This is a genomic window from Aquamicrobium terrae (assembly GCF_040545735.1).
In the GTDB taxonomy this organism is placed as follows: domain Bacteria; phylum Pseudomonadota; class Alphaproteobacteria; order Rhizobiales; family Rhizobiaceae; genus Mesorhizobium; species Mesorhizobium terrae_A.
The window spans coordinates 104,698-123,032 of the sequence record NZ_JBEPML010000012.1 but is presented as its reverse complement, the minus strand read 5'-3'; the positions used below and the strand labels follow the sequence as shown (position 1 = coordinate 123,032).

Below are 18,335 nucleotides of genomic sequence, written 5' to 3'. Positions count from 1 at the left end.
GCGGACGAAACGGGGTAACAGCAGCCCCGCAGCGGACACCAATGGCCCCGGCGCATAAAGGGCACCCACCCCGACCGCATCTCTCATCATGCGGAACACGGAAATCCCGTCGTGGGACGCCAAGCAACATCCCTATTGTAAAGCTTGGGCAGTGAGTTAACCGTAAGGAAGACCGATCCCATAGCGGGGACAGGATGATCCAAAAAGCAAAGGCCGGCCGTCGAAAGGCAGGGGGAATACATAACCCGCCGGATGTCCTCGGCGTAGACCGTCTCGCCAGTGCACGTGACCGAAAACCGAGGGGCAGCGCCTGGCGAAGCGGCAAGGTCGCACGCACAGACGTCCGGTAGCTGGAGGCTCGAATGCATAGTGTTCGCGTGAAGGTGGCTGATCATGTCGAAAGCTCCTGCGCGGGCGGTTGAAGGCCTCTCCTCCAACTCCTGTCCCGCCTCCAACCGGAACGGCCCTCTTCCTCTGGCGGCCAGCGCCGGCACCGCCGGCCCAGCCCAGCCCTTCACGGCCTGGCCGCACGGGAAGGCTATACTGTCCTGCATCGGATAGTATAAAGGTATATTCGTGCTAAAATTGATTGATAGAAGTCCGGCGGAATGTATCCCTCCGGCGGGAATGATGAGGAGTTGGGGATGCGAAGGTTCAGAATTGGCGAGCGGGCGCTAGACGAGGATTCAGCCGAATTTCGAGATGCCCTGCTCCACGCCTACGAGCAGCGGCTTCGGCCGCTGTGCATGTGCAAGGAACCACCCGTTCCGATGTATATCGCACGGTTGGACGGGCAGCATCTCGTCAAGCGCATGCCGCTGTCAGGTCGCGATCACGATCCGGCCTGCCCCTCTTATGAACCGCCTTATGAACTATCGGGGCTTGGCCCCCTGATCGGCAACGCAATTCAGATCGACGCGAGCGGCAAAGCCGACCTGAAGCTGGACTTCACCCTTACCAAGCGAGGCCCGCGTGCCGCGCCGAGCATTCCGGCTGAACCGTCGGAGTCGAGCATCCACAGTGAAGTCAGGAAGCTCTCACTGCGGGCGATGCTGCATTATCTTTGGGAAGCCGGCGAGTTGACGGAATGGCGTTCAACATGGGCCGGCAAGCGTGGCTGGGTCAGGGTCCGCAACAGCCTCATCAACGCGGCATCGCAAATGACAGCAAGGGGCGGGCCGTTGAGCGACATCCTTTTCGTCCCCGAGGTATTTCATCCAGACGACAAGGACGGAATTTCCGCGCGGCGCGCCGCCGCCCTTAAAGGTGTTCAGACGACCGGATCCGGGCCGCGCAAGCTGATGCTGATGGTGGGTGAGGTCAAGGAGTTCGCCACTGCGAGGGAAGGCCACAAGATCGCGATCCGGCATCTGCCGTTTGCGCTGATGGTCGAGGACGGTGCGTGGCGGCGGCTTGCCGCGCGATATGAGGCTGAACTGGAACTCTGGCGGTCCAACGAGGCGTTCCATCTGATCGTCATTGCGACGTTCGGGATTTCGAGCGCAGGCATCGCCTCGGTCGAGGAAATCGCCTTGATGGTCGTCAACGAGCACTGGATTCCGTTCGAGACGCTCGACGAATTGCGGCTGCTGGAACGGTTGAGCGGCCTCAAGCGCAAGAGCGTCAAGGGGTTGCGTTTCAACCTGACGCGCGACCAGCCGATCGTGTCGGTGACGTTGCCCGAGCAGAAGCCGGCCCCGATTGCGATGTTCATCGTGCCTGCGGGCGCGAGCGAGGAGTATGAGCATGCGCTTGCCGACATGATCGAGGCAAGGCCGGAGATCAAGCCCTGGGTCTGGCGGGTGGCGGAAGGAGAGATGCCGCGGCTGCCATGATACTGGCGTGCGAGACCGCACGGTCAGCCTAGACGTGCCGGATGAACGTTCACAGCACGACAGGTCATCGGAACGAGGTCCGGTTTCTCTGGCCATGATCGCGTTACGCAACATTACGACACTGCCCAAGACCGACAAGTCGCAGTGGCCAAAGAACCAGCAGGCATGACACATGATCGTCATGGGGGAACAGGAACACGACGTTGTCCGTATTGAAGGCAGACAATACAAAGGTGCCGGGGCGGAGGAAAAGCGGCCGCCCGACATTCCGCATTTCGTCAAACGAAGCCTGATCGACCTCAAACCACTCACCGACATGGATTCTGCCGCCGATGCGATCCCCGTCGAATGGCGCCTGGGTGTGTGACGGTTCACGAGTGAACATCACCCAGCGCGACGCGATAGGGGCGTAGAATTTTTCAGAAAGAATGATGATGAAACATGGCAACGCCTCTGCAACGTACAAAAGGGCGGGTTCGGCCGCGCGACGGCATGGGATCGGGTTGAAAAGGTGGCTGACGATCGGCGGTCAGGCCGCACTTTCGAGCAGCTTCCGGGCCTTGCCTTCGAGCTCGAGCCGGGTGTCCTGGTGCGTCTTTCCGCGGGCATGCGCAGTGATGCCGGCGACGAAATCGAAGATCGACTCCGGCGGCCGGCCTTCTTCCTGAAGCACCGTCTCGATGATCTTGCCTGTCTCGCCCTTAGTGAACCCGCGTTTGCGTAAGAAGCTCTCACGATCTTCATCGTTGCGTGCAACAATGCGTTCGCGCGCAGCGCGAATGCCGGCGATGAAGGACGCGGGAGAGGAATTGGCGAAGCTGGTCAGTGCAGGCGCGGCCTCATGGGCGAAGCGATTGGCTGCAAATTTCGAGTGCCGGATGGTGATTTCCTCAAAATTTTCGACGCCCCAAAGGTTTCGGTTGCAACACACAGCACGCAGGTAAAAGCTTGCAATACCGAGGGTTTTCGAGCCGACTTCGCTGTTCCAGGCATAAAATCCACGGAAATACAGATCAGGTTCACCGTTCTGAAGGCGGCCGGCTTCGATCGGGTGCGTGTCGTCGACCAGAAACAGGAAAACATCTCTGTCCGATGCATAAAGGGTGGTCGTGTCCTTGGTGATGTCGACGAAGGGATTGTGGGTCATGCTCGACCAGTCGAGAACGCCGGGTACCTTCCAGATCGTGTCGCCTGTCCCGTTCCCGGCAATATTCATCACCGCCGAAACGAGTTCGTGATCCCAGATTCGACCGTATTCGGAACCTGTCACCGCTCGTAGTTCGATGCGCCCATCGTCCGTTTCCAGCGTCTTCACCTGTTCGGCACGTTGGTTGAGGAGACCGTGCTGGAGGTTGATCGCGGCGAGCGGCGCGGGTAACTGGCGCATATAACTTGAAGGCGCACCGACGAGGCTACATAGCTGTCCATAGCTCCAGTGCGTGGGCGCGAGCGCCTGACGCTCACCGGGCACGACGAGCGCAAGACGCTCGGCGTTGTCGCGGGTGGCTTCGACACGGATTGCAGCACTTTCAACGGTCCGTGCGCGTGCGTTTTCGGCCCTCGACTTGACGGTACGATAGAGTTCGGACAGCGAAAGATAGCGCTCGTCGTCGGGCCGGGAGAACCACTCTGACGATACTCGCCCGATCCGCTCTCCGCGCAAGATGTCGACCTTGAAGCCGCCGCCGCCCGGCCGTGGGCGGGAAACCATGGTGTTCATGATGATGTCTCCTGGAAGAAAAGGGCCCGGCTGGCCGTTTGCGCGACAACCGGGTTGATCAGGTAGATGGAGGAGCGGCAGCTGGACCTGCGCACTGCCGCAACACGGGTGGCCGCAGGGGACCCTCTTTTCGGTACCTTGCGCTGCCCCGCCGCAAGCTGCCCTTTTTTGGTGATGCGATTCGGTCGCAATAAGCCACGAGCGAGCCGAGCGGCGCGATATCGAAAATGAGAGATGCGGACATGCGTGCTCTCCGTGTCGAGAATGCAGAAAGGCCCGGCAGGGCCGGGCCTTGGTGTTGCGAGGATGAAGGGCGGCTATTCCGCCGCGCCGAGGTGAGGACGTTCCTCGCACCCGCCATTCTCGTGAACGGCGTCTTCGTCCTCTGCACCTTCGGCGAGGAATGCTGGGAGATCCACGTCGGCGTCTTCCACAATCATGTCCTCATCGACGTCCTCCGCCGTGCTGTCCTCGAGCGGAGCCTTATCGGCCGCGGAGCGGAGCGGCTCAGGAAGCCAGCCGCTGCCTTCGAGCAGACGGGCGGCCTCGCGGGCCATATCCTGCTTCTTCAGGTGGTCGATAAGCTGGGCAGACTGTTCACCCCGCGCCTCGCGAACCGCCTGGAGGATATGCGCTTTGGTCACACGGCCCAGATAGTTGTCGACCGTCGGAGTCCAACCGGCTTCCACCATGTCGAACCCGATCGACCGAGCGACCTGTCCGGCATGGGCAATCTTGGCCGACCGGCGGTTCCAGGTCTGAACGATGGCGTTGAGCGACAGCGACACGCAATGTGCAAACAGCGCCTGCCGGCTGGCCTCATCGAGCGCGACCAGGAAGTCCCAGAGTTCGTCTGGGTTCTTCGGCAAGTCATGGCCCCATGCATCCTGGCGCTGTTCGATCTCCTTCGCCCAGGGCGTCTCACCGAGCCCTTGCGTCTGCCCAAAGGTCGTGTTCTGCACCGTAACCTCCAGGCACGAGTCCGAACTATACGGGTAGAACGTCTGCAGGACGAAGACGTGCAGCGCGGCGATCCAGGCCATCGCGGGATCACTTGCAAGTACGTTTCGCAGCGCCACGGTGCGCGTGGCGGTCAGATCCTCAACGAGCCGGTCGGAGAGCGGACGGATCTCGTCATCCTCCTCCTCCGGCTGCTCGACATCGGCCTGCTTGCCGTTGATCGAGTCGCCCTCGCTATCCGATGCAGGATCGCCGCCATCGTTGACATCGCTCTCGTCACCCTCGGTGTCAGGTTCGTCCTCGGGACGCACGAAGCCGCGCTCGATCTTCAGCTCGCCGCCAGCACCGAGCGAGATGAAGGCTCCGCCGCGAGCGACCTCCTCCGGATCGAGGACATAGGGCCGGTCGTTGAGCTGATCGATCTCGTTGCCGAGTTCCTCAAGCCGGATTTCGGTTTCCTCGGAATAGTCGTCCGCCTCGGCATATTCGGCATCGAGTTTGTCATACTCCACCTTCAACGCATCGTAGCGCGCAAGTTCTTCCTGGGTGAGCTCGGCCTGCTGACCATAGAAGCGCCGCAGCCCGCAGGTGTGGCCATACGGGAAATCGATCGCCTCATGGACCCACTTCCAGCCCTCCTTGGCCTTTACGGTCTCGGCATCGACCTTCAGCTTTTCGAATACGAGCTGCTCCAGCAGGGCGGGGTCCTGAAGCCAGTAATCCTCCTCGAACAGATCCCGCAGGACGACACCTCCCGCCGCTTCGTAGGCCTCGACGCCGACATAGGCTGCACGACGATCGGTGGCGCGCACCGCTGTTTCGGTGAGAAGCCGACGAATGTAGTACGGCTCCTGGTTGTGAGACCTCGTCACCGTATCCCAGACCTGCTCCTGGCGGGCATGGTCATTGGTGATCGAGAATGCCTTGACCTGTTCGAGCTTCATCTCGTCGTTCGCGTAGAATTCGAGCAGGCGCGGCGAGACCGAAGCCAGTTGGAGCCTCTGCTTCACGGTCGCGACCGAAATGAAGTAGCGTGCCGCGATTTCGTCCTCGCTGAGACCCTGTTCACGCAATCGCTGGAACGCGCGATACTGATCGAGCGGATGGAGGTGAAGGCGGTGGACATTCTCGGCGAGCGAGTCGTCCACGATCGAGGTGACGGCGCGGCGCTTGACGATGCAGGGGACCGGCTCCGTCTTCGCCATTCGCTTCTGCTTGACCAGAAATTCGAGAGCGCGGTAACGCCTGCCGCCGGCGGGAACCTCGTAGCGGCCGGTTTCCTCACCGTCCTTGTTGCGCTTCGGACGAACGTTCAGGCTCATGAGGAGCCCGCGCAGCGCAATATCGTCCGCGAGATCCTCGATGGAAACGCCGAGCTTGACGTTGCGGACGTTCTCCTGAGAGAGATCAAGCAGATCGAAGGGAATCCCTTCGGACGGATCGAGGGTGATTTTCTCGATGGCCCTTGCCATGTCGTTTCTCCGTGGCGGCCGGCCGGAGCCACTCTCCGGACACCTCAGCTCGCCACACGCGTCCCCTCCCCCCTCCCCCTCTCTTTTCCGGCACGCACCGCCGCCCCGGCACGCGCACCAGCGGGAAGCGCGCCGAGGATGTTTTGAAGAGACCTGTTTCGAGTGCTATTTACGGTGCTCATTTTACGGAGAGCACGATGCCGCACATGATCCTCTCCGAGGTCACGGCCAGCGTTTTGGAACTGAAGAGAAACCCGATGGGAACTGTCGCCGCTGGCAAGGGCTCTCCGGTCGCCATCCTCAATCGCAACGAGCCGGCTTTTTATTGTGTGCCCGCAGCGAGCCGTCGAAGCCCATACGGATCGGCTTGAAGATATCGAGTTGAACGCGATCGCTGATGCCCGCAAGAGGCAGAAGAAGATCGAGGTCGGTATCGATGAGCTATAAGCTCAAGTTCCTAGTCGAAGCTGACACGGAATGGCGTCAGTGCGATGGCAATATCCTCACGCAGTCCGTTGGCATCATGAATAGGTCACATCGACGATGATCGATCTCCTGGATGTGAGAAGGGCAAAGACGGCTGGAGAATCGATGAATCGGATCGTGAAAGCCCGCCAGGCATTGGATGTTCAGAGGCCGCGCAAACGACTTTGACTTGAGCTGCGAACGACCGCGCTCACCCTTAACCGCCTCAATATCGTAGTGGGAGAGCTTGGCCCCCTAGCCGAAGTGCAGGCAGAAGCCGCCGTGGCCGATGGAAAAATGCCCACCTCATGTGGCGACGGACTTTTTAATGTAGGACTGATAGTGCGGGTCAGAACTTGAAGTACCATTCATGGTCGTTTCTTCACGACGATCGCCGGAAGGAATCTCAGCTCGAAACCGTCACGGCGCAAACCGCCCTCCCCGATGCCGAGCCAACCCCGTCCGTAGAAGATCAGTGTCAGAATGTTCTCGACAACTTCGCCCGTCACGTCACTGCGACCTCAGGTTGAGAACAATCGATTTCGAGCATCGTGCCCACGTGCGATAGTCTCTGGCAGGTTTCGAGCTCACCATGTTCGTGGCAGGAAGTGAAAGCTGCCGGAAGCGGGCCTCAGATTTGATGTTCCTCAACTCTCAAAAAACGTATGGCCCGCCCCGTCTGCAAGAGGGTTTATGAAGGCGGCTTGAGAGGTCTGCTCTAACGTATCCGGTCTCACGAGGTCATGCTCGCGGCCAAGATGGATATCCGCACGTCCCGGTCCTCATAAAACGCCCGGCATCGAAGTGCCGTTTTTTGAACCAGGATATCGGGACGCCGATCGACCGTCATGCCATCTTCTTTCCTTCCCGCAGATCGTGCGCCAACCGCTCCCGTTGGAGCCGGCAGGCGTATTCGTCAGGCCGCCGCGCCGTGCGCCGGCTCAAAGGTTGCGTTGCGTCGCAGTGTCGCCCACGCGATGCGCACCATCTTCGCGGCGAGCGCCACGACGGTCACATTGCGATGGGCACGCGCCAGGAGGCCGCGCAGCCACTGGCCGAGCGGCGTCGCGCTCTTGGCCAGAGATGGTAACGCCGCCCGCGCACCGTGAATGAACAGCATGCGCAGATACTTGTTGCCGCGCTTGGTGATGCCCAGCAACTTCGGTCTGCCACCAGTGCTCACCTGCCTGGGCACCAGCCCGAGCCAGGCAGCGAGGTCACGACCCCGCCCGAAGGCGCTGCCGTCGCCGATCGCGGCCGTGAGCGCGGTGGCGTTGAGCACGCCAATGCCGGGGATGGCAATCAGGCGCCGAGCCGCCTCGTGCTCGCGAACATGATCCTGGAACTCGGCGTTCAGCGCCTCGATTCGTTGACCGAGTTCCCGCCACTCATTGCGCATCTCGGTCACCAGCGTGCGCATCCGGCCGGTGATATCCAGATCGTCGCCGGCGAGCATCTCGTCGAGAGCCCGGTCGAGCCGTTGCGGCCCCTTGGCGACGACGTAGCCCCGCTCGAGCAGAACCGCTCGTAACTGGTTGATCAGCGTCTTGCGCGCATTCACCAACCGGGACCGCACTCGGTGCAGTGTCTGCAGGTCGAGCTGGTCCTGGCTCTTCAGTTCCACGAACCGCATCGTCGGTCGTGACGCGGCTTCCGCGATCGCCTCCGCGTCCCGATCGTCGTTCTTCTGGGCCTTCACATAGGGCCGCACATACTCCGGTGACATCAGCCGGATCTCGTGACCCTGCGCCTGCAGAATGCGTCCGAGATGGTGCGCACCGCAGCACGCCTCCATCGCCATCACGCAACACGGCAGGCCCGACGCATACTGCACGATCGTCTGATGACGCATGCGCCGGCGCAGCACGACTGCGCCGGTATCGTCGACGCCGACCACGCTGCAAAGGTTCTTGCCCAGATCGATTCCAAGAATAGCAATGTTCATGGCTCGCTCCTTTCTTCTCCACAACCGGCATCCTAGCCGATGCCTCTCAGGAGGGGCGGGCCATCCCATAAAAGGCCTGCCGGGGAGGCAGGCCAAGCCGCTCTCTGTGTGCGGAGAGCGGGGGGGGCATCGTTGGAAGCTAACTCTGCCCCGAATCCCTTGCCATATCGGCCAGGCGAACCGCACGCCTGTTGGTGGCGACCAGTGCGAGGCCTCCCAGGATCAGGATGACGCCCGCCCCGAACAGCATGCCCAGCCGGTCGCCAAAGATGAGGGCTGCAGCGGCAATGCCGAAGACGGGCTGAAGATACTGCACGCTGGCTGCGATCCGGGCAGGAACCACCCGCAGCAGATACAGCCACAGGAAAAGCCCTGCAACCGTCACCATGACGGCCAGGTATACGATGGCCCAGATGGCCTGCGCCGTGATCTGCACAGATGCGTGCGCCAGCTCCCACCCAGCGAGGGGCAGGACCGCGACGAGACCCGCCAGTGCATTCCATGCAGCGACGGGCAAGGCCCCGTGTTTCTCCGCAAGCTCCGCGCTCCAGATGAAGTAAAACGCGATAATAACAGCCGACATCAGCATCCAGGCTACTCCGGCGAGAGTCGTCCTTGTCATGTCGTCAACGCCCGATCCGCTCCCTGCGGCCACCAGGGCAATTCCGCCGAAGGCCGCGAGCAGGCCGATCCATTGCCGAGCCGTAACAGGCTGATGGAGGCGGATCGCAGCGAACACGACCACGAAGATCGGGATCGTCGCCGAGATGATCGTTCCAGCGGAGGCCGATGTGCCCTGAACGCCGAAGGCCTGCGTGACATTCCCTCCGGCGATGCCCATCACCCCGAGCCCGACGATGCCGGGGACGGCTCGCCACGGCACACGAAGCCGACCAGTCGCCAGCGCCAGAAACAGCGGCACCGCCACAAAGAACCGCAGCGCGGTCAACGTGATTGGCGGGATCGTCTCAAGGCCGATCTTCGTGATCGGGATTGACAGACCCCACATGAGAGCCAGCAACAACATCGCCCCCAGGTTTTTCGGCGACAGAGCCGCACCTGCCATTGGGGAAAGAACTGCTACGCCGGGGGTGTTTCGGGTCATGGTCGGATTGGCAAAAAGTGTGTGTCTGTGTCATGTCTACAGACGCACGGCCCATGCTGGCAAACCATTATTCCTCACAGGATGCGTGAAGAAATCTCACGCATGAAGTCAGATGCCCGATCGCCTACCTCCGCTGCAGACCCTTCGCGCCTTCGAGGCGACCGGGAGGCGCTTGAGCATGACGCTGGCGGCGGAGGAGTTGCACCTGACCCATGGAGCGGTGAGCCGCCAGATCAAGGCGCTTGAAGACGATCTTGGCGTCCAGCTTTTTCAGCGCATGACGCGCAGGATAGAACTGACCGACGCCGGCGCTTCGTTCTTCAGCGCCATCACCCGATTGCTGTCCGAGCTCGCCCGGGAGGCGGACGGCATTCGTCGTAAGGGTGACGACACCCGTCTTGTCGTCAGTTCGGGCGTATCTTTCGCCAGCAAATGGCTGACAAGCCGTCTTCACAGGCTTATGGCCCGGTATCCGGATTTCGACATCGTGCTTGAAGTCACGGATGTCCCGATCGATTTCGCAGCGGGCCATGTCGATGTCGTCTTGCGTTATGGCACGGGTGGGTATCCCGCCGCCGCGGCCGAGCGCATCATGAATGAAACCGTCTTCCCGGTCTGTTCGCCAGACTATCGCGACCGCATGGGCGGGCTTCGATCTCCCGAAGACCTGGCCAACTGCCGGCTGATCCATGAGATCGGCATGAACACGACGTGGGAAAGCTGGTTCGCTATGATGGGCTTGCCATACCCGCAGGCTCGGGGGCCAGGCTACACGCTCGGCAGCATGTCGATCGAGGCTGCCATTCGTGGAGAGGGCGTGGCCCTGGGGCGGAGTGTGCTTGTCGCCGAAGATCTCGCTGCTGGCCGCCTCCTGGCGCTGTTCCCGCAAGCCAGACTGGATGTGGAATGGGGCTACGATCTTGTCTACAGCCCTGGCAATCAGGATCACCCGAAGGTACGGGCATTTCGGAGTTGGATGGCCGACGAAGTGAGGGCGTTCGTGCGCGGTACCCTATAAGGCACCATGCCCGTTGTCAGGGTGTTCGCTGGGATCATATTGGCTCTGGGGGAGGAGTTAAATCACCGCAGCTTTAGGGTTGTGATAAACTCAAAAAGAAGACGATCTTGTATGACGATCACGACACGCAGGTTGGCCTTGATCTCGGCCGTTCGCGGCATGAAGCGATGATCTGGAAAGCAGCCATTTGCAGATGCCGTCGTCATGAACCATATCTGTCGCGTACAGTAAGTCACAAGGTGACACTGCTTTTGGGACTTTTGCGATCAAGAGGGAGATGTAGGATGAGAAGCTATTTTCCGTATATCATCGGTGCCTTCGCTGGGGCACTGATAGCAATTCTCCTCTCGAACTTATTTGATGTTACCGGGATACCTCAACTGGCGATGTTCGGATGTTTGCCTGCTCTAGGTGGCGCTTTATTAGAACGTTTCGTCCAACGTTCCTCACAAAAATACTGACTTTCCAGACGTCGCAACAATCAGCCGCACATAGACCGGGAATAAAGTTGGTTTCATCATCTTAAGGGCGGAGCCTGGCGCTTCAGGGACTGCGATCTCACAATCGATGTGCTGGTGTCCGCCATGTCATCGAAGCCGCTCATGGCCTATCAAGATCGAACGTCAGGCTTGTTGCCCGCCTCAGTGTGTCGCTGGATGTTGGCCAGGAAGAAGTCGCCGCATCTCCCCCTCTCATTGTCCAACCGAGGGCCGGACTTGCTGCAAGCCGAGGTTCTTGTGCCAAGAAAGCGGGTCGATTGACATCAAAAGGAGGCAAGCCAATGTCAGCGATTGCCAGCGTGTTTTCACAATCGTTCTTCCACGGAACCAAGGCCGATCTGACCCCTGGAGACCTGATTGCTGTCGGCTACCGGTCCAACTTTTCCGAAGCCAATCCGCTATCCTGGGTATATTTTGCCGGCACGCTGGACGCTGCGATCTGGGGCGCAGAACTGGCCGCCGGCAGTGAGCGGGAACGGATTTATGTCGTGGAACCAACCGGGCCGATCGAGGACGATCCCAACCTGACGGATAAGAAGTTCCCTGGTAATCCAACGCTGTCCTATCGCTCTCGCGACCCGGTACGGGTCATTGCCGAAGTGACGAAGTGGCAAGGGCACCCGCCTGAACGGCTACAGCAGATGAAGGACGGCCTAGCCCGCTTGAAGTCGGAGGGCGCCGCCATCATCGACTAACATGATCGAAGAACGACGGCTTCCGCCCTGCGACGCATGAGGCCTGTTTCCCTTTCCACGAGGTCGAGCCGTTCTGGTATCACGGCGCGAACCGTGATCAGCTAGTCGGCAGGTGTCGACCCCATCTCGGTCATTGGTATCGGCGATCCTCGCTTCCGAAACCGGATCCAGCTGAGGGTCATCGTCAGCGGTTATTTCTGCTGTGAGGGACAAGTCAGTTATCGCCGGTTTGGGACTTTTTCGGCACCTTCTTACGTTATTTGCGCGTCAGTCCGTTGCAGCCATCGCCAGCCGGGTTGAACCTGCGCGGGACTTTCGCTTTTATGTCGCCATGGTTCGACCCTTGCTGAGTTCCGCATTCCGTCAGATATGGGTGCGGATCGCCGCTACGATCGGCGTCATCGCCGCCATTGCGGCGACATGGTGGATGAAGGTTGAGGAAGCGCGCGTTCCGGATGCGCCGCCGCGTATCGCTTTCGATCAACCCGTGAAGGTGGGACGCGGGGTGTTCACGCCGCGAAGGCTCACCGTCGAAAACACGGCGCCTTCGCCGGCGGCCGGCGCCAAGGGCAGCCGGAAACTCGTTCTCGCGGGCCGGCTGGAGAACGTGACCGGCGAGAGCCAGGTTGCGGTATTCGGTTTCCCTGAACTGCTGCCTGTGCTTTCCTCGGGCGGCAGGAAATTTCCCGCCCCACAGGTCATTCTCGACCGCGACAAGGAACCTCTGAGGCAGCTCCATCCCCGCGTAGCCGAGGATGTGTCGATCGTCTGGGACCTGCCCGAGAACTGGCGCGCGCAGGAGGTGGCGATCGAATTTTCCGCAGAGCAGTTCAAGCTAAAGGACAATCTCTATGCCAAGGCAAGCTGGCTCATGCCCTACCCGACGGGCGTGCTGACCGCACGGCCGGAGGGCGGCGCATGAAGCATCTCGCCAATCTGGTGGCCGCACTTCTCGGAGCCGGGTTCCTCGGGGCGATGATGAACACGCTGCCGGACTACAACAGCAGCTTCCAGCCCTTTGGCGTCCATGCCGACGAGAACGGCGTCGGGCAGGGACGGCTGTTCAAGGCGAAGCTGGTCGGGCTTCGGTCTGCCGGCGCGATTTCCTATGCGGCCTTTGGCACTGACGTGGTGCGCGACACATCCGCAACGTTCCTTGTCGCCGAGCTTTCCATAGGCGCTCACAAGGAATCGCGACAGATCGAGGCGATCTGGCTCGGCGCGACGGGGCGCCAGTACAGCCAGACGATTCGTATCGAAAACGTGCCGCACACCCTGCTTTCCGCCTGGTTCCAGCCCGGGCTGGAAGACACGGCGCTTGCAGTGTTCGAGTTGCCCGACGACGAGATCGCCGGCGGGACGCTAGCGCTGCTGGCGCGCGGCGATCCGATTCTGGACAGCGCCGTGCACTTTGCCGCGCCGCCAACCCTGCCGGAAAAGCAGGACCTGCTGAGGCTCGAACCATGAGGCATGTCCTCTGGCTCGGAATCGCGCTTGCCCTGTTCGCAGTCACGCTGGTCGTGACGGGCTGGTCCGATTTCAGGGACTTCGCCCACCAGAGGGAATGGAACGTGGTGCGGGCCGATGCTGCTGAAGGCGAACTGGAAGGCCTTCGTGTCAGGGTCACGGAAGCACAGGCCGTGGTCATCGAGAGCAGGCCGGAGCGCGGCCTGCTCTTCGTGCGCCTGGATCTTGAGGCATCGTCCGAGACCGCGTCGGCATGGGTCGATTGCCGCGCCAGCATCCGCGGCGAGAATGGCGAGATCTGGTTGCCGCTATACGATATGGCGGTGAGCGGGGTCGTGCAGCTTCTTGCATCAGACAACAAGGACAACCGCCCCTGCAACCTCTCGGGCCTTGTCGAATCCGGGCGCACGACGGTGGACCAGCTTTACCGCCTTCCAAGGGCTGCCCTCGACCGGGTAACCCTGCACATCTCGGGCCCCGGCACGCGCCCGTCAGCGCTTGCTTTCGAGATCAGTCCGAACGTGCGCACCATCAAGCCCGAGCAATAAAGCGTCTTTGCCCTGTCCGCCTTGCGACGCCGGCGCGACGTTCGCGCGAGCCTGGGCGCGCCCGGCAAGTTCCAGCCCGGCGGCGAGGATGCAGAACTGCACGACGACGATGACGACACCATCTTGCGGCTGCCCCGGCATGCCGAACAGCATGTTCAGCGGCTTCTGGGCGAGCCGCCAGACCAGCGGATCCTGCGGGCCAATGAGATGCGCGGCGCCATTCCATGCCCACCGTCCCAGCCAATCGGCCAGTCGCCACAGCACGATGACGGAAACGGTGAGCGCGACGCCGGCCGACGCGGCCAGCATCACGCCGTTGACGACCGCGTGCCATCGCCTGACGACGCCGCCCCAAAAGTAGTCGATGAAATCGGTAAGCGGCTTCGGCAGGCTGGTCCAGCGATTCAACACGCGGTCTGTGACGCGCCTTGTCGCGCTCGTCATCATGTTCAGGTCGTGGCCGTAGATGATGGCGCCGAGATTGAACCAGATCAGCGGCAGGGCCGAGTACCAGAACAAAGAAGTCAACCATTGCGAAAGCTCGAACTCGGCGGGCCAGTCCACCGGGCGCGCGGCCGGGCTCGTTACCTCGGCCCTGGCCGCCGATATCAACGACCGCAACAGCTCCTGCGGCGAAGGAAATTGCGCGAGCCACCCCGCCAAGTCGGCCTGCCATTTCGAGATCAGATAGAGGCCGAGCATCGCCCATGTCGCCTCGCAGGCGACGACAAGCAGGGACCAGAGACCGCTGCCGGTCTTCTTGTGCAGTTCCTTGGCGGTTCGGCGAAGCGCCCATATGACCAGAACCGCCACCGCAATCCACAAGGAACCCTCCACCTCCAGCGCAGTCGGCCCGAAATTGTCCGGCTTCTGGAAATCGATCCGGCTCATCTGGGTGTCGAGGAACAGCTTGGAATAGTCGCGCAGGGTGTTCGACAGAAAGCCCCATCCCGCATAATAGCCGTAGAACGGAATGAGGACGGCCAACAGGGCGCCGGCGAAGACGCTACCGTCGCGGACCTCCGATGCCTTCGCTTCCGGTGTTTCCGGCGAGGGCGGGTCCTTGCGTCTTCGTAGCAGCGGCAGCCCGTCACGCAGCACGATGAACATTGCGGCGAAGACGACGAGCTGGAGCAGAATGATCGGCGCAAGCGCGATCAGCCCCGCGAACCGGCTGAGGAGCCCGATCTCGACCGCGCCGCGCAGCAAGAGGATGTTGAGCAGATAGCCGCCCATCCAGATGGCGCCGAGGGGCGCCCCGAACCGCAGGAGAAGCTTTGTGCTCAGTTGGATATGGGTGCCGATGATATGCAGGGTCATGGTACGCCGTTACTGTTTACAACCAACGCGCTTTCACGACTTTCATAAAATGAACTGCAAAAAAAAGGCCCACAAATGCGAGCGCAGCCAGAACGACAATATGCATAACGGCGTGCGCCACGAATGTGGCGCCGTCTACCTCATAGCGAAGCCAGCGGCGATACCCGTATGACCCACCGTATACCGTACCGTCCATTATCAACAGTATTACATTGTAGGTCGCCCATGAAAAGAACCCTGCCCCGCTTGCAATCATTCCGATCTGCTTGATCCTCTTGATGAGGATCGCCCTGGCTTTTCTGCGAGCTTTTTTCATATGCGCGAAGCCTTCATTCGCCCCGTGCGCCTACGGTTATCGGAAACTCGCGGGCAGCTCGACTTCGGGAAAGCGCATCGAGCCAGCCTCACATTCATGCCATTTGTGGAAGGCATTGGCCTCATCCTGCTTACCGCGGCACATGCCGCGTTCGTTGAGGGCCATTCCATAGATCGCCATGGATTGGCACGCGACCGCCACCTCGACGTCTCGATGAGGATTGCGCACGCATAGGTCTGCAGCCTTGTCGTAGAGGGCGATCAATTGCTCATTCGTTTCCCGCGCATGGGGAAAATGCCCCGTCTGCGCCGAAGTGGGCTGACTGAAAGCAGCGATCGCCAGAATTGTCGCGCTGCGCCATCCATCGACGATCCAACCTGCTAGATATGAGCAAGCAGCGCGCCCTGCTTCATTGTATTGTTTCATGCAGGCTCTCCTTTATAATTTCGTCGAGCGATGTACGGAGACCTTATTGATGAAAGCGTCGATGGCAGCTTTCTGGCTCTCCCATTCGCTGGACGGACAGGCAGCGACGATCAACAGTTCCACGGCCTCCACCCATTGGGTCGCAATCCGGTTGCGATACTCAGCGCCGTCGTTCCCACGATAGCGAACCTCCTCCGACATGAAGCTTACCGGATTTCCGATGTTGGCTCGCAGCACGAGGTCGGGAGCTTTGGTCCTCATCACATCGCCGACCTGCGCGCTCAAGCGTTTCACATAGGCTTCGATCGTATCGGCCGTTGTGCGGCCCGCCGCCTTTGCCGCATCCGCACCGAGATTTTGTACGAAGGTAATCTGGCAGCCGCCCTGCGCCTGTCGAAACCGATACATGCCGTTCTGCCCGACAATGTCCGGTCGCCAGTCATCGACGTTGAGCGGCATCTCAAAGGCTGCCGTAGATCCTGGAGTCTGGGCGGAGGCCGGAAGGCCGCAAAGGAGGCCGCCGACAAGAAAAACGGCTGCAACAATTGGTCTCATGGGATTTCCTCCATAGGAGTGACGAAAGCGGTGACAAGGAAACGCGGCTATGTGCCGGGCGGGTAGCCTGCAGACGGCCTCTTCACAGCCCCTTTATCCATGCGTTTGGCAACGACTGCGATGTCGAAATGCAGGACGTCCTCCCGGACACCGAACTTTTCGTACAAGGCGATGGCCGGGACGTCGGCAAGATTCGCCTGGACATAGACCACCCAGCCGCCCCAACTCGGCGGCAAGCTCCTTGCCGAGCAGGATCGTTCAGCCACTCCTCCGAATTGTTCCTGGACGATCCGGCCGACATCCACTCGCGCAATTCGCGCGGCCAAAGTAAGATTCCAGCTTGTGGTCCGTGTTTCATCCTGACTTCCTCAAGACCGAGACATGACGGATCAATCTGTTGTAAGAAGCACGATACAAAAGAATGAATTGGGGTTCAATACTTAATGGCCTACCGCCGCACACCCAAGATGCAAGGCCGGATCGACGCCGCGCGCGAGCAGATCGTGACGGCGGCGCATCGCCTCGTGGCGGAATCCGGCTATGGGAGGACGAGTATTCCCGACATTGCCAAGGAGGCCGGCGTTTCGACAGGCAGCGTCTACGTTCACTTTCCGTCGAAGACGGCTCTATTTTCGGAAGTGTACCAGCGCGCTTCCCGACATGAGATCGAAGCCTTTCGCGAGGTTGCCGAAGCGAAGGGCGCAGCACCTGAACGCTTGGCTCGAATGGTCGGAAGCTTTGCCCGGCGGGCGCTAGCCGGCCGCAAGCTGGCGTGGGCCCTGCTTGTCGAATCCGTCAATCAGGACATCGACACGGAAAGGCTGAAATTCCGTGAGCCATACCGGGCAATCATCGAAAACGTGATCAACGAGGGTATCGAAGCAGGTGAGTTCGTTCGCCAGGACGCCGGGATCACCTCGATGTGCATCGTCGGAGCTATCGTGGAAACCTTGGTCGGGCCTCTGAGCAAGGCGTTGCAAGCCGGCGAGGAGAAGCGCCTGGTCGATAATCTCATGCAGACTTGCCTCAGATCCGCAGGTCCTATCGACCTGAATGTCCCACAACTTGTGTCAGCCGTCCATGACCGACTCTAGTGGACCTGAGATCCCCGATTTTGGATCGCCGGCTGGGGGAACTTTCTACTCGATGAGGTGCACGCAGACGGAGCTGAAAAGGACGAAGGCGACCACGCGCCGTATTGTGAAGGGATGGTGGAGATGCACCATAAAGATCGTGTCGAGTTCTCGGATTTACACGGTGGACGACGCGCACGCGGTGGTGGGCCGGGAAACGTGTGAAGCTACCGATCTCGATGGCACGATTAGATTTGCTCGATTTCTGCACGATCAGTCACAGTGTGTTGCCGGGCTGAAAGTCGACCACCGATAGCCAGAACACCAGGCTTTATTCCGGCAGACGCGCGGCCGAGGCCGCCGAGCTGCGCTTGTCAACCAGTCAGGCCTACGATCTGCTCGTACGCTGCCCCTTGATCTGACCGATATCACGGCAACTCCGGCTAGATGGAAAGAAAAGAAGCGCCAGCCAGTAGCTACAGCAGAGAGATATCCGCCAGATTTCCGTCGTACACCTCGGTGGTTTGCTCGTCGGCGAGAAACCCCACGGTCATTATCCGGGTCTCCGTGGCCCAATAACTTTTCGAGCGGTCGAGTTGGGAGATTGCGTCGTCATTCTCCCAGCAAGTGATCACGCTATGCTCCGTCGCATTACCGCCCATCAAGATGCCCGTGCCGATACTCGGATCGAACAGGCTGCCGCCGCGCCAGCCGAGCCGCTGCAAGCCCAACCACATCGTCTGGACGATGAACCTCAGCGTGAAATGCGCATACTGTGTGCGGCGCCCGTGAGGTGTAGACACGTCGCACTTCGACCAACTCACGCGACCGGATATTGGCAGGCAATCAAGGAAAACCAACCCGATCAGCAGGTGCAGAAAGTAGCTCAATTCCCGCTAAAATCTGTTCAAGGGT

General features: G+C 60.6%; 21 protein-coding genes. 9 read left to right on the top strand and 12 right to left on the bottom strand.

All coding sequences use genetic code 11. The annotated features are described in order from the left end of the window. The first annotated feature begins 644 nt into the window (after positions 1-644). Positions 645-1,835, top strand: coding sequence for a DUF1173 domain-containing protein (locus ABID37_RS17335; protein WP_354197060.1), 1,191 nt, complete (start codon positions 645-647; stop codon positions 1,833-1,835). Between the two features lie 103 nt (positions 1,836-1,938). Here ABID37_RS17335 and ABID37_RS17330 read toward each other — a convergent pair whose 3' ends face one another. The 3 genes from ABID37_RS17330 to ABID37_RS17320 all read right to left on the bottom strand — a co-directional run bounded on the left by ABID37_RS17330 (position 1,939) and on the right by ABID37_RS17320 (position 5,987). Then, positions 1,939-2,220 carry a DUF1419 domain-containing protein gene (locus tag ABID37_RS17330; RefSeq protein ID WP_354197058.1) on the bottom strand — a complete coding sequence of 94 codons (282 nt, stop codon included), beginning with the start codon at positions 2,218-2,220 and terminating at the stop codon, positions 1,939-1,941. 144 nt (positions 2,221-2,364) lie between these two features. Further along, the gene (locus ABID37_RS17325) at positions 2,365-3,555 is read right to left on the bottom strand and encodes a DUF932 domain-containing protein (protein WP_354197026.1); all 1,191 of its coding nucleotides are present in this window, start codon (positions 3,553-3,555) and stop codon (positions 2,365-2,367) included. Positions 3,556-3,872: 317 nt separating this feature from the next. Continuing rightward, entirely contained in the window at positions 3,873-5,987 is a 2,115-nt protein-coding gene (locus ABID37_RS17320) for a ParB/RepB/Spo0J family partition protein (protein ID WP_354197024.1), read from the bottom strand. 197 nt (positions 5,988-6,184) lie between these two features. Between ABID37_RS17320 and ABID37_RS17315 the strand changes: the two genes are divergently transcribed. Beyond that, entirely contained in the window at positions 6,185-6,358 is a 174-nt protein-coding gene (locus ABID37_RS17315) for a hypothetical protein (RefSeq protein ID WP_435521577.1), read from the top strand. A gap of 1,010 nt (positions 6,359-7,368) precedes the next feature. Here the strand turns inward: ABID37_RS17315 and ABID37_RS17310 are convergent. Together ABID37_RS17310 and ABID37_RS17305 are read right to left on the bottom strand one after the other, a co-directional pair. Beyond that, positions 7,369-8,397, bottom strand: a complete 1,029-nt coding sequence (locus ABID37_RS17310; protein ID WP_354197022.1) for an IS110 family RNA-guided transposase — start codon at positions 8,395-8,397, stop codon at positions 7,369-7,371. Positions 8,398-8,536: 139 nt separating this feature from the next. Further along, positions 8,537-9,463 (bottom strand): DMT family transporter, encoded by a 927-nt coding sequence (locus ABID37_RS17305; RefSeq protein ID WP_354197020.1) that lies wholly within the window; start codon positions 9,461-9,463, stop codon positions 8,537-8,539. A 151-nt stretch (positions 9,464-9,614) separates the two neighbouring features. Here ABID37_RS17305 and gcvA point away from each other — a divergent pair, with 151 nt between their 5' ends. Further along, positions 9,615-10,520 (top strand): transcriptional regulator GcvA, encoded by a 906-nt coding sequence (gene gcvA, locus ABID37_RS17300; protein WP_354197018.1) that lies wholly within the window; start codon positions 9,615-9,617, stop codon positions 10,518-10,520. A 62-nt stretch (positions 10,521-10,582) separates the two neighbouring features. Here the strand turns inward: gcvA and ABID37_RS17295 are convergent, their stop codons facing one another. Next, positions 10,583-10,726, bottom strand: coding sequence for a hypothetical protein (locus ABID37_RS17295; RefSeq protein WP_354197016.1), 144 nt, complete (start codon positions 10,724-10,726; stop codon positions 10,583-10,585). Positions 10,727-10,804: 78 nt separating this feature from the next. Between ABID37_RS17295 and ABID37_RS17290 the strand changes: the two genes are divergently transcribed. The 5 genes from ABID37_RS17290 (at position 10,805) to ABID37_RS17270 (ending at position 13,730) form a co-directional block, all read left to right on the top strand. Then, positions 10,805-10,981: a hypothetical protein gene (locus tag ABID37_RS17290; protein ID WP_354197014.1), complete on the top strand. Its 177-nt coding sequence runs from the start codon at positions 10,805-10,807 to the stop codon at positions 10,979-10,981. A 320-nt stretch (positions 10,982-11,301) separates the two neighbouring features. Then, positions 11,302-11,715, top strand: coding sequence for an NAD(+)--rifampin ADP-ribosyltransferase (arr, locus tag ABID37_RS17285; RefSeq protein ID WP_354197012.1), 414 nt, complete (start codon positions 11,302-11,304; stop codon positions 11,713-11,715). A 202-nt stretch (positions 11,716-11,917) separates the two neighbouring features. After that, complete coding sequence (locus tag ABID37_RS17280) at positions 11,918-12,637, top strand: hypothetical protein (protein ID WP_354197010.1); 720 nt, start codon at positions 11,918-11,920, stop codon at positions 12,635-12,637. Beyond that, entirely contained in the window at positions 12,634-13,182 is a 549-nt protein-coding gene (locus tag ABID37_RS17275; RefSeq protein WP_354197008.1) for a hypothetical protein, read from the top strand. The genes ABID37_RS17280 and ABID37_RS17275 overlap by 4 nt, the downstream gene beginning before the upstream one ends. After that, a complete protein-coding gene (locus ABID37_RS17270; protein WP_354197006.1) occupies positions 13,179-13,730 on the top strand; it encodes a hypothetical protein in 552 nt (183 codons plus the stop codon). Before ABID37_RS17275 ends, ABID37_RS17270 begins: the two co-directional genes overlap by 4 nt. Here the strand turns inward: ABID37_RS17270 and ABID37_RS17265 are convergent. The 5 genes from ABID37_RS17265 to ABID37_RS26250 are packed head-to-tail and all read right to left on the bottom strand — an operon-like array spanning position 13,674 to position 16,673. Further along, entirely contained in the window at positions 13,674-15,050 is a 1,377-nt protein-coding gene (locus tag ABID37_RS17265) for a hypothetical protein (protein WP_354197004.1), read from the bottom strand. The two genes, ABID37_RS17270 and ABID37_RS17265, sit on opposite strands and share 57 nt — an antisense overlap. 16 nt (positions 15,051-15,066) lie before the next feature. Continuing rightward, a complete protein-coding gene (locus tag ABID37_RS17260) occupies positions 15,067-15,366 on the bottom strand; it encodes a hypothetical protein (RefSeq protein ID WP_354197003.1) in 300 nt (99 codons plus the stop codon). A 36-nt stretch (positions 15,367-15,402) separates the two neighbouring features. After that, complete coding sequence (locus ABID37_RS17255; protein ID WP_354197001.1) at positions 15,403-15,792, bottom strand: hypothetical protein; 390 nt, start codon at positions 15,790-15,792, stop codon at positions 15,403-15,405. 12 nt (positions 15,793-15,804) lie between these two features. Then, positions 15,805-16,347, bottom strand: coding sequence for a hypothetical protein (locus ABID37_RS17250; protein WP_354196999.1), 543 nt, complete (start codon positions 16,345-16,347; stop codon positions 15,805-15,807). A gap of 47 nt (positions 16,348-16,394) precedes the next feature. Then, entirely contained in the window at positions 16,395-16,673 is a 279-nt protein-coding gene (locus ABID37_RS26250; RefSeq protein ID WP_435521580.1) for a hypothetical protein, read from the bottom strand. 117 nt (positions 16,674-16,790) lie between these two features. On the opposite strand from ABID37_RS26250, the gene ABID37_RS17240 reads away from it, so the two are divergent. Continuing rightward, positions 16,791-17,441: a TetR/AcrR family transcriptional regulator gene (locus ABID37_RS17240; RefSeq protein ID WP_354196997.1), complete on the top strand. Its 651-nt coding sequence runs from the start codon at positions 16,791-16,793 to the stop codon at positions 17,439-17,441. Positions 17,442-17,896: 455 nt separating this feature from the next. Here ABID37_RS17240 and ABID37_RS17235 read toward each other — a convergent pair whose 3' ends face one another. Beyond that, positions 17,897-18,310: a hypothetical protein gene (locus ABID37_RS17235; protein ID WP_354196995.1), complete on the bottom strand. Its 414-nt coding sequence runs from the start codon at positions 18,308-18,310 to the stop codon at positions 17,897-17,899. Positions 18,311-18,335: the final 25 nt, after the last annotated feature.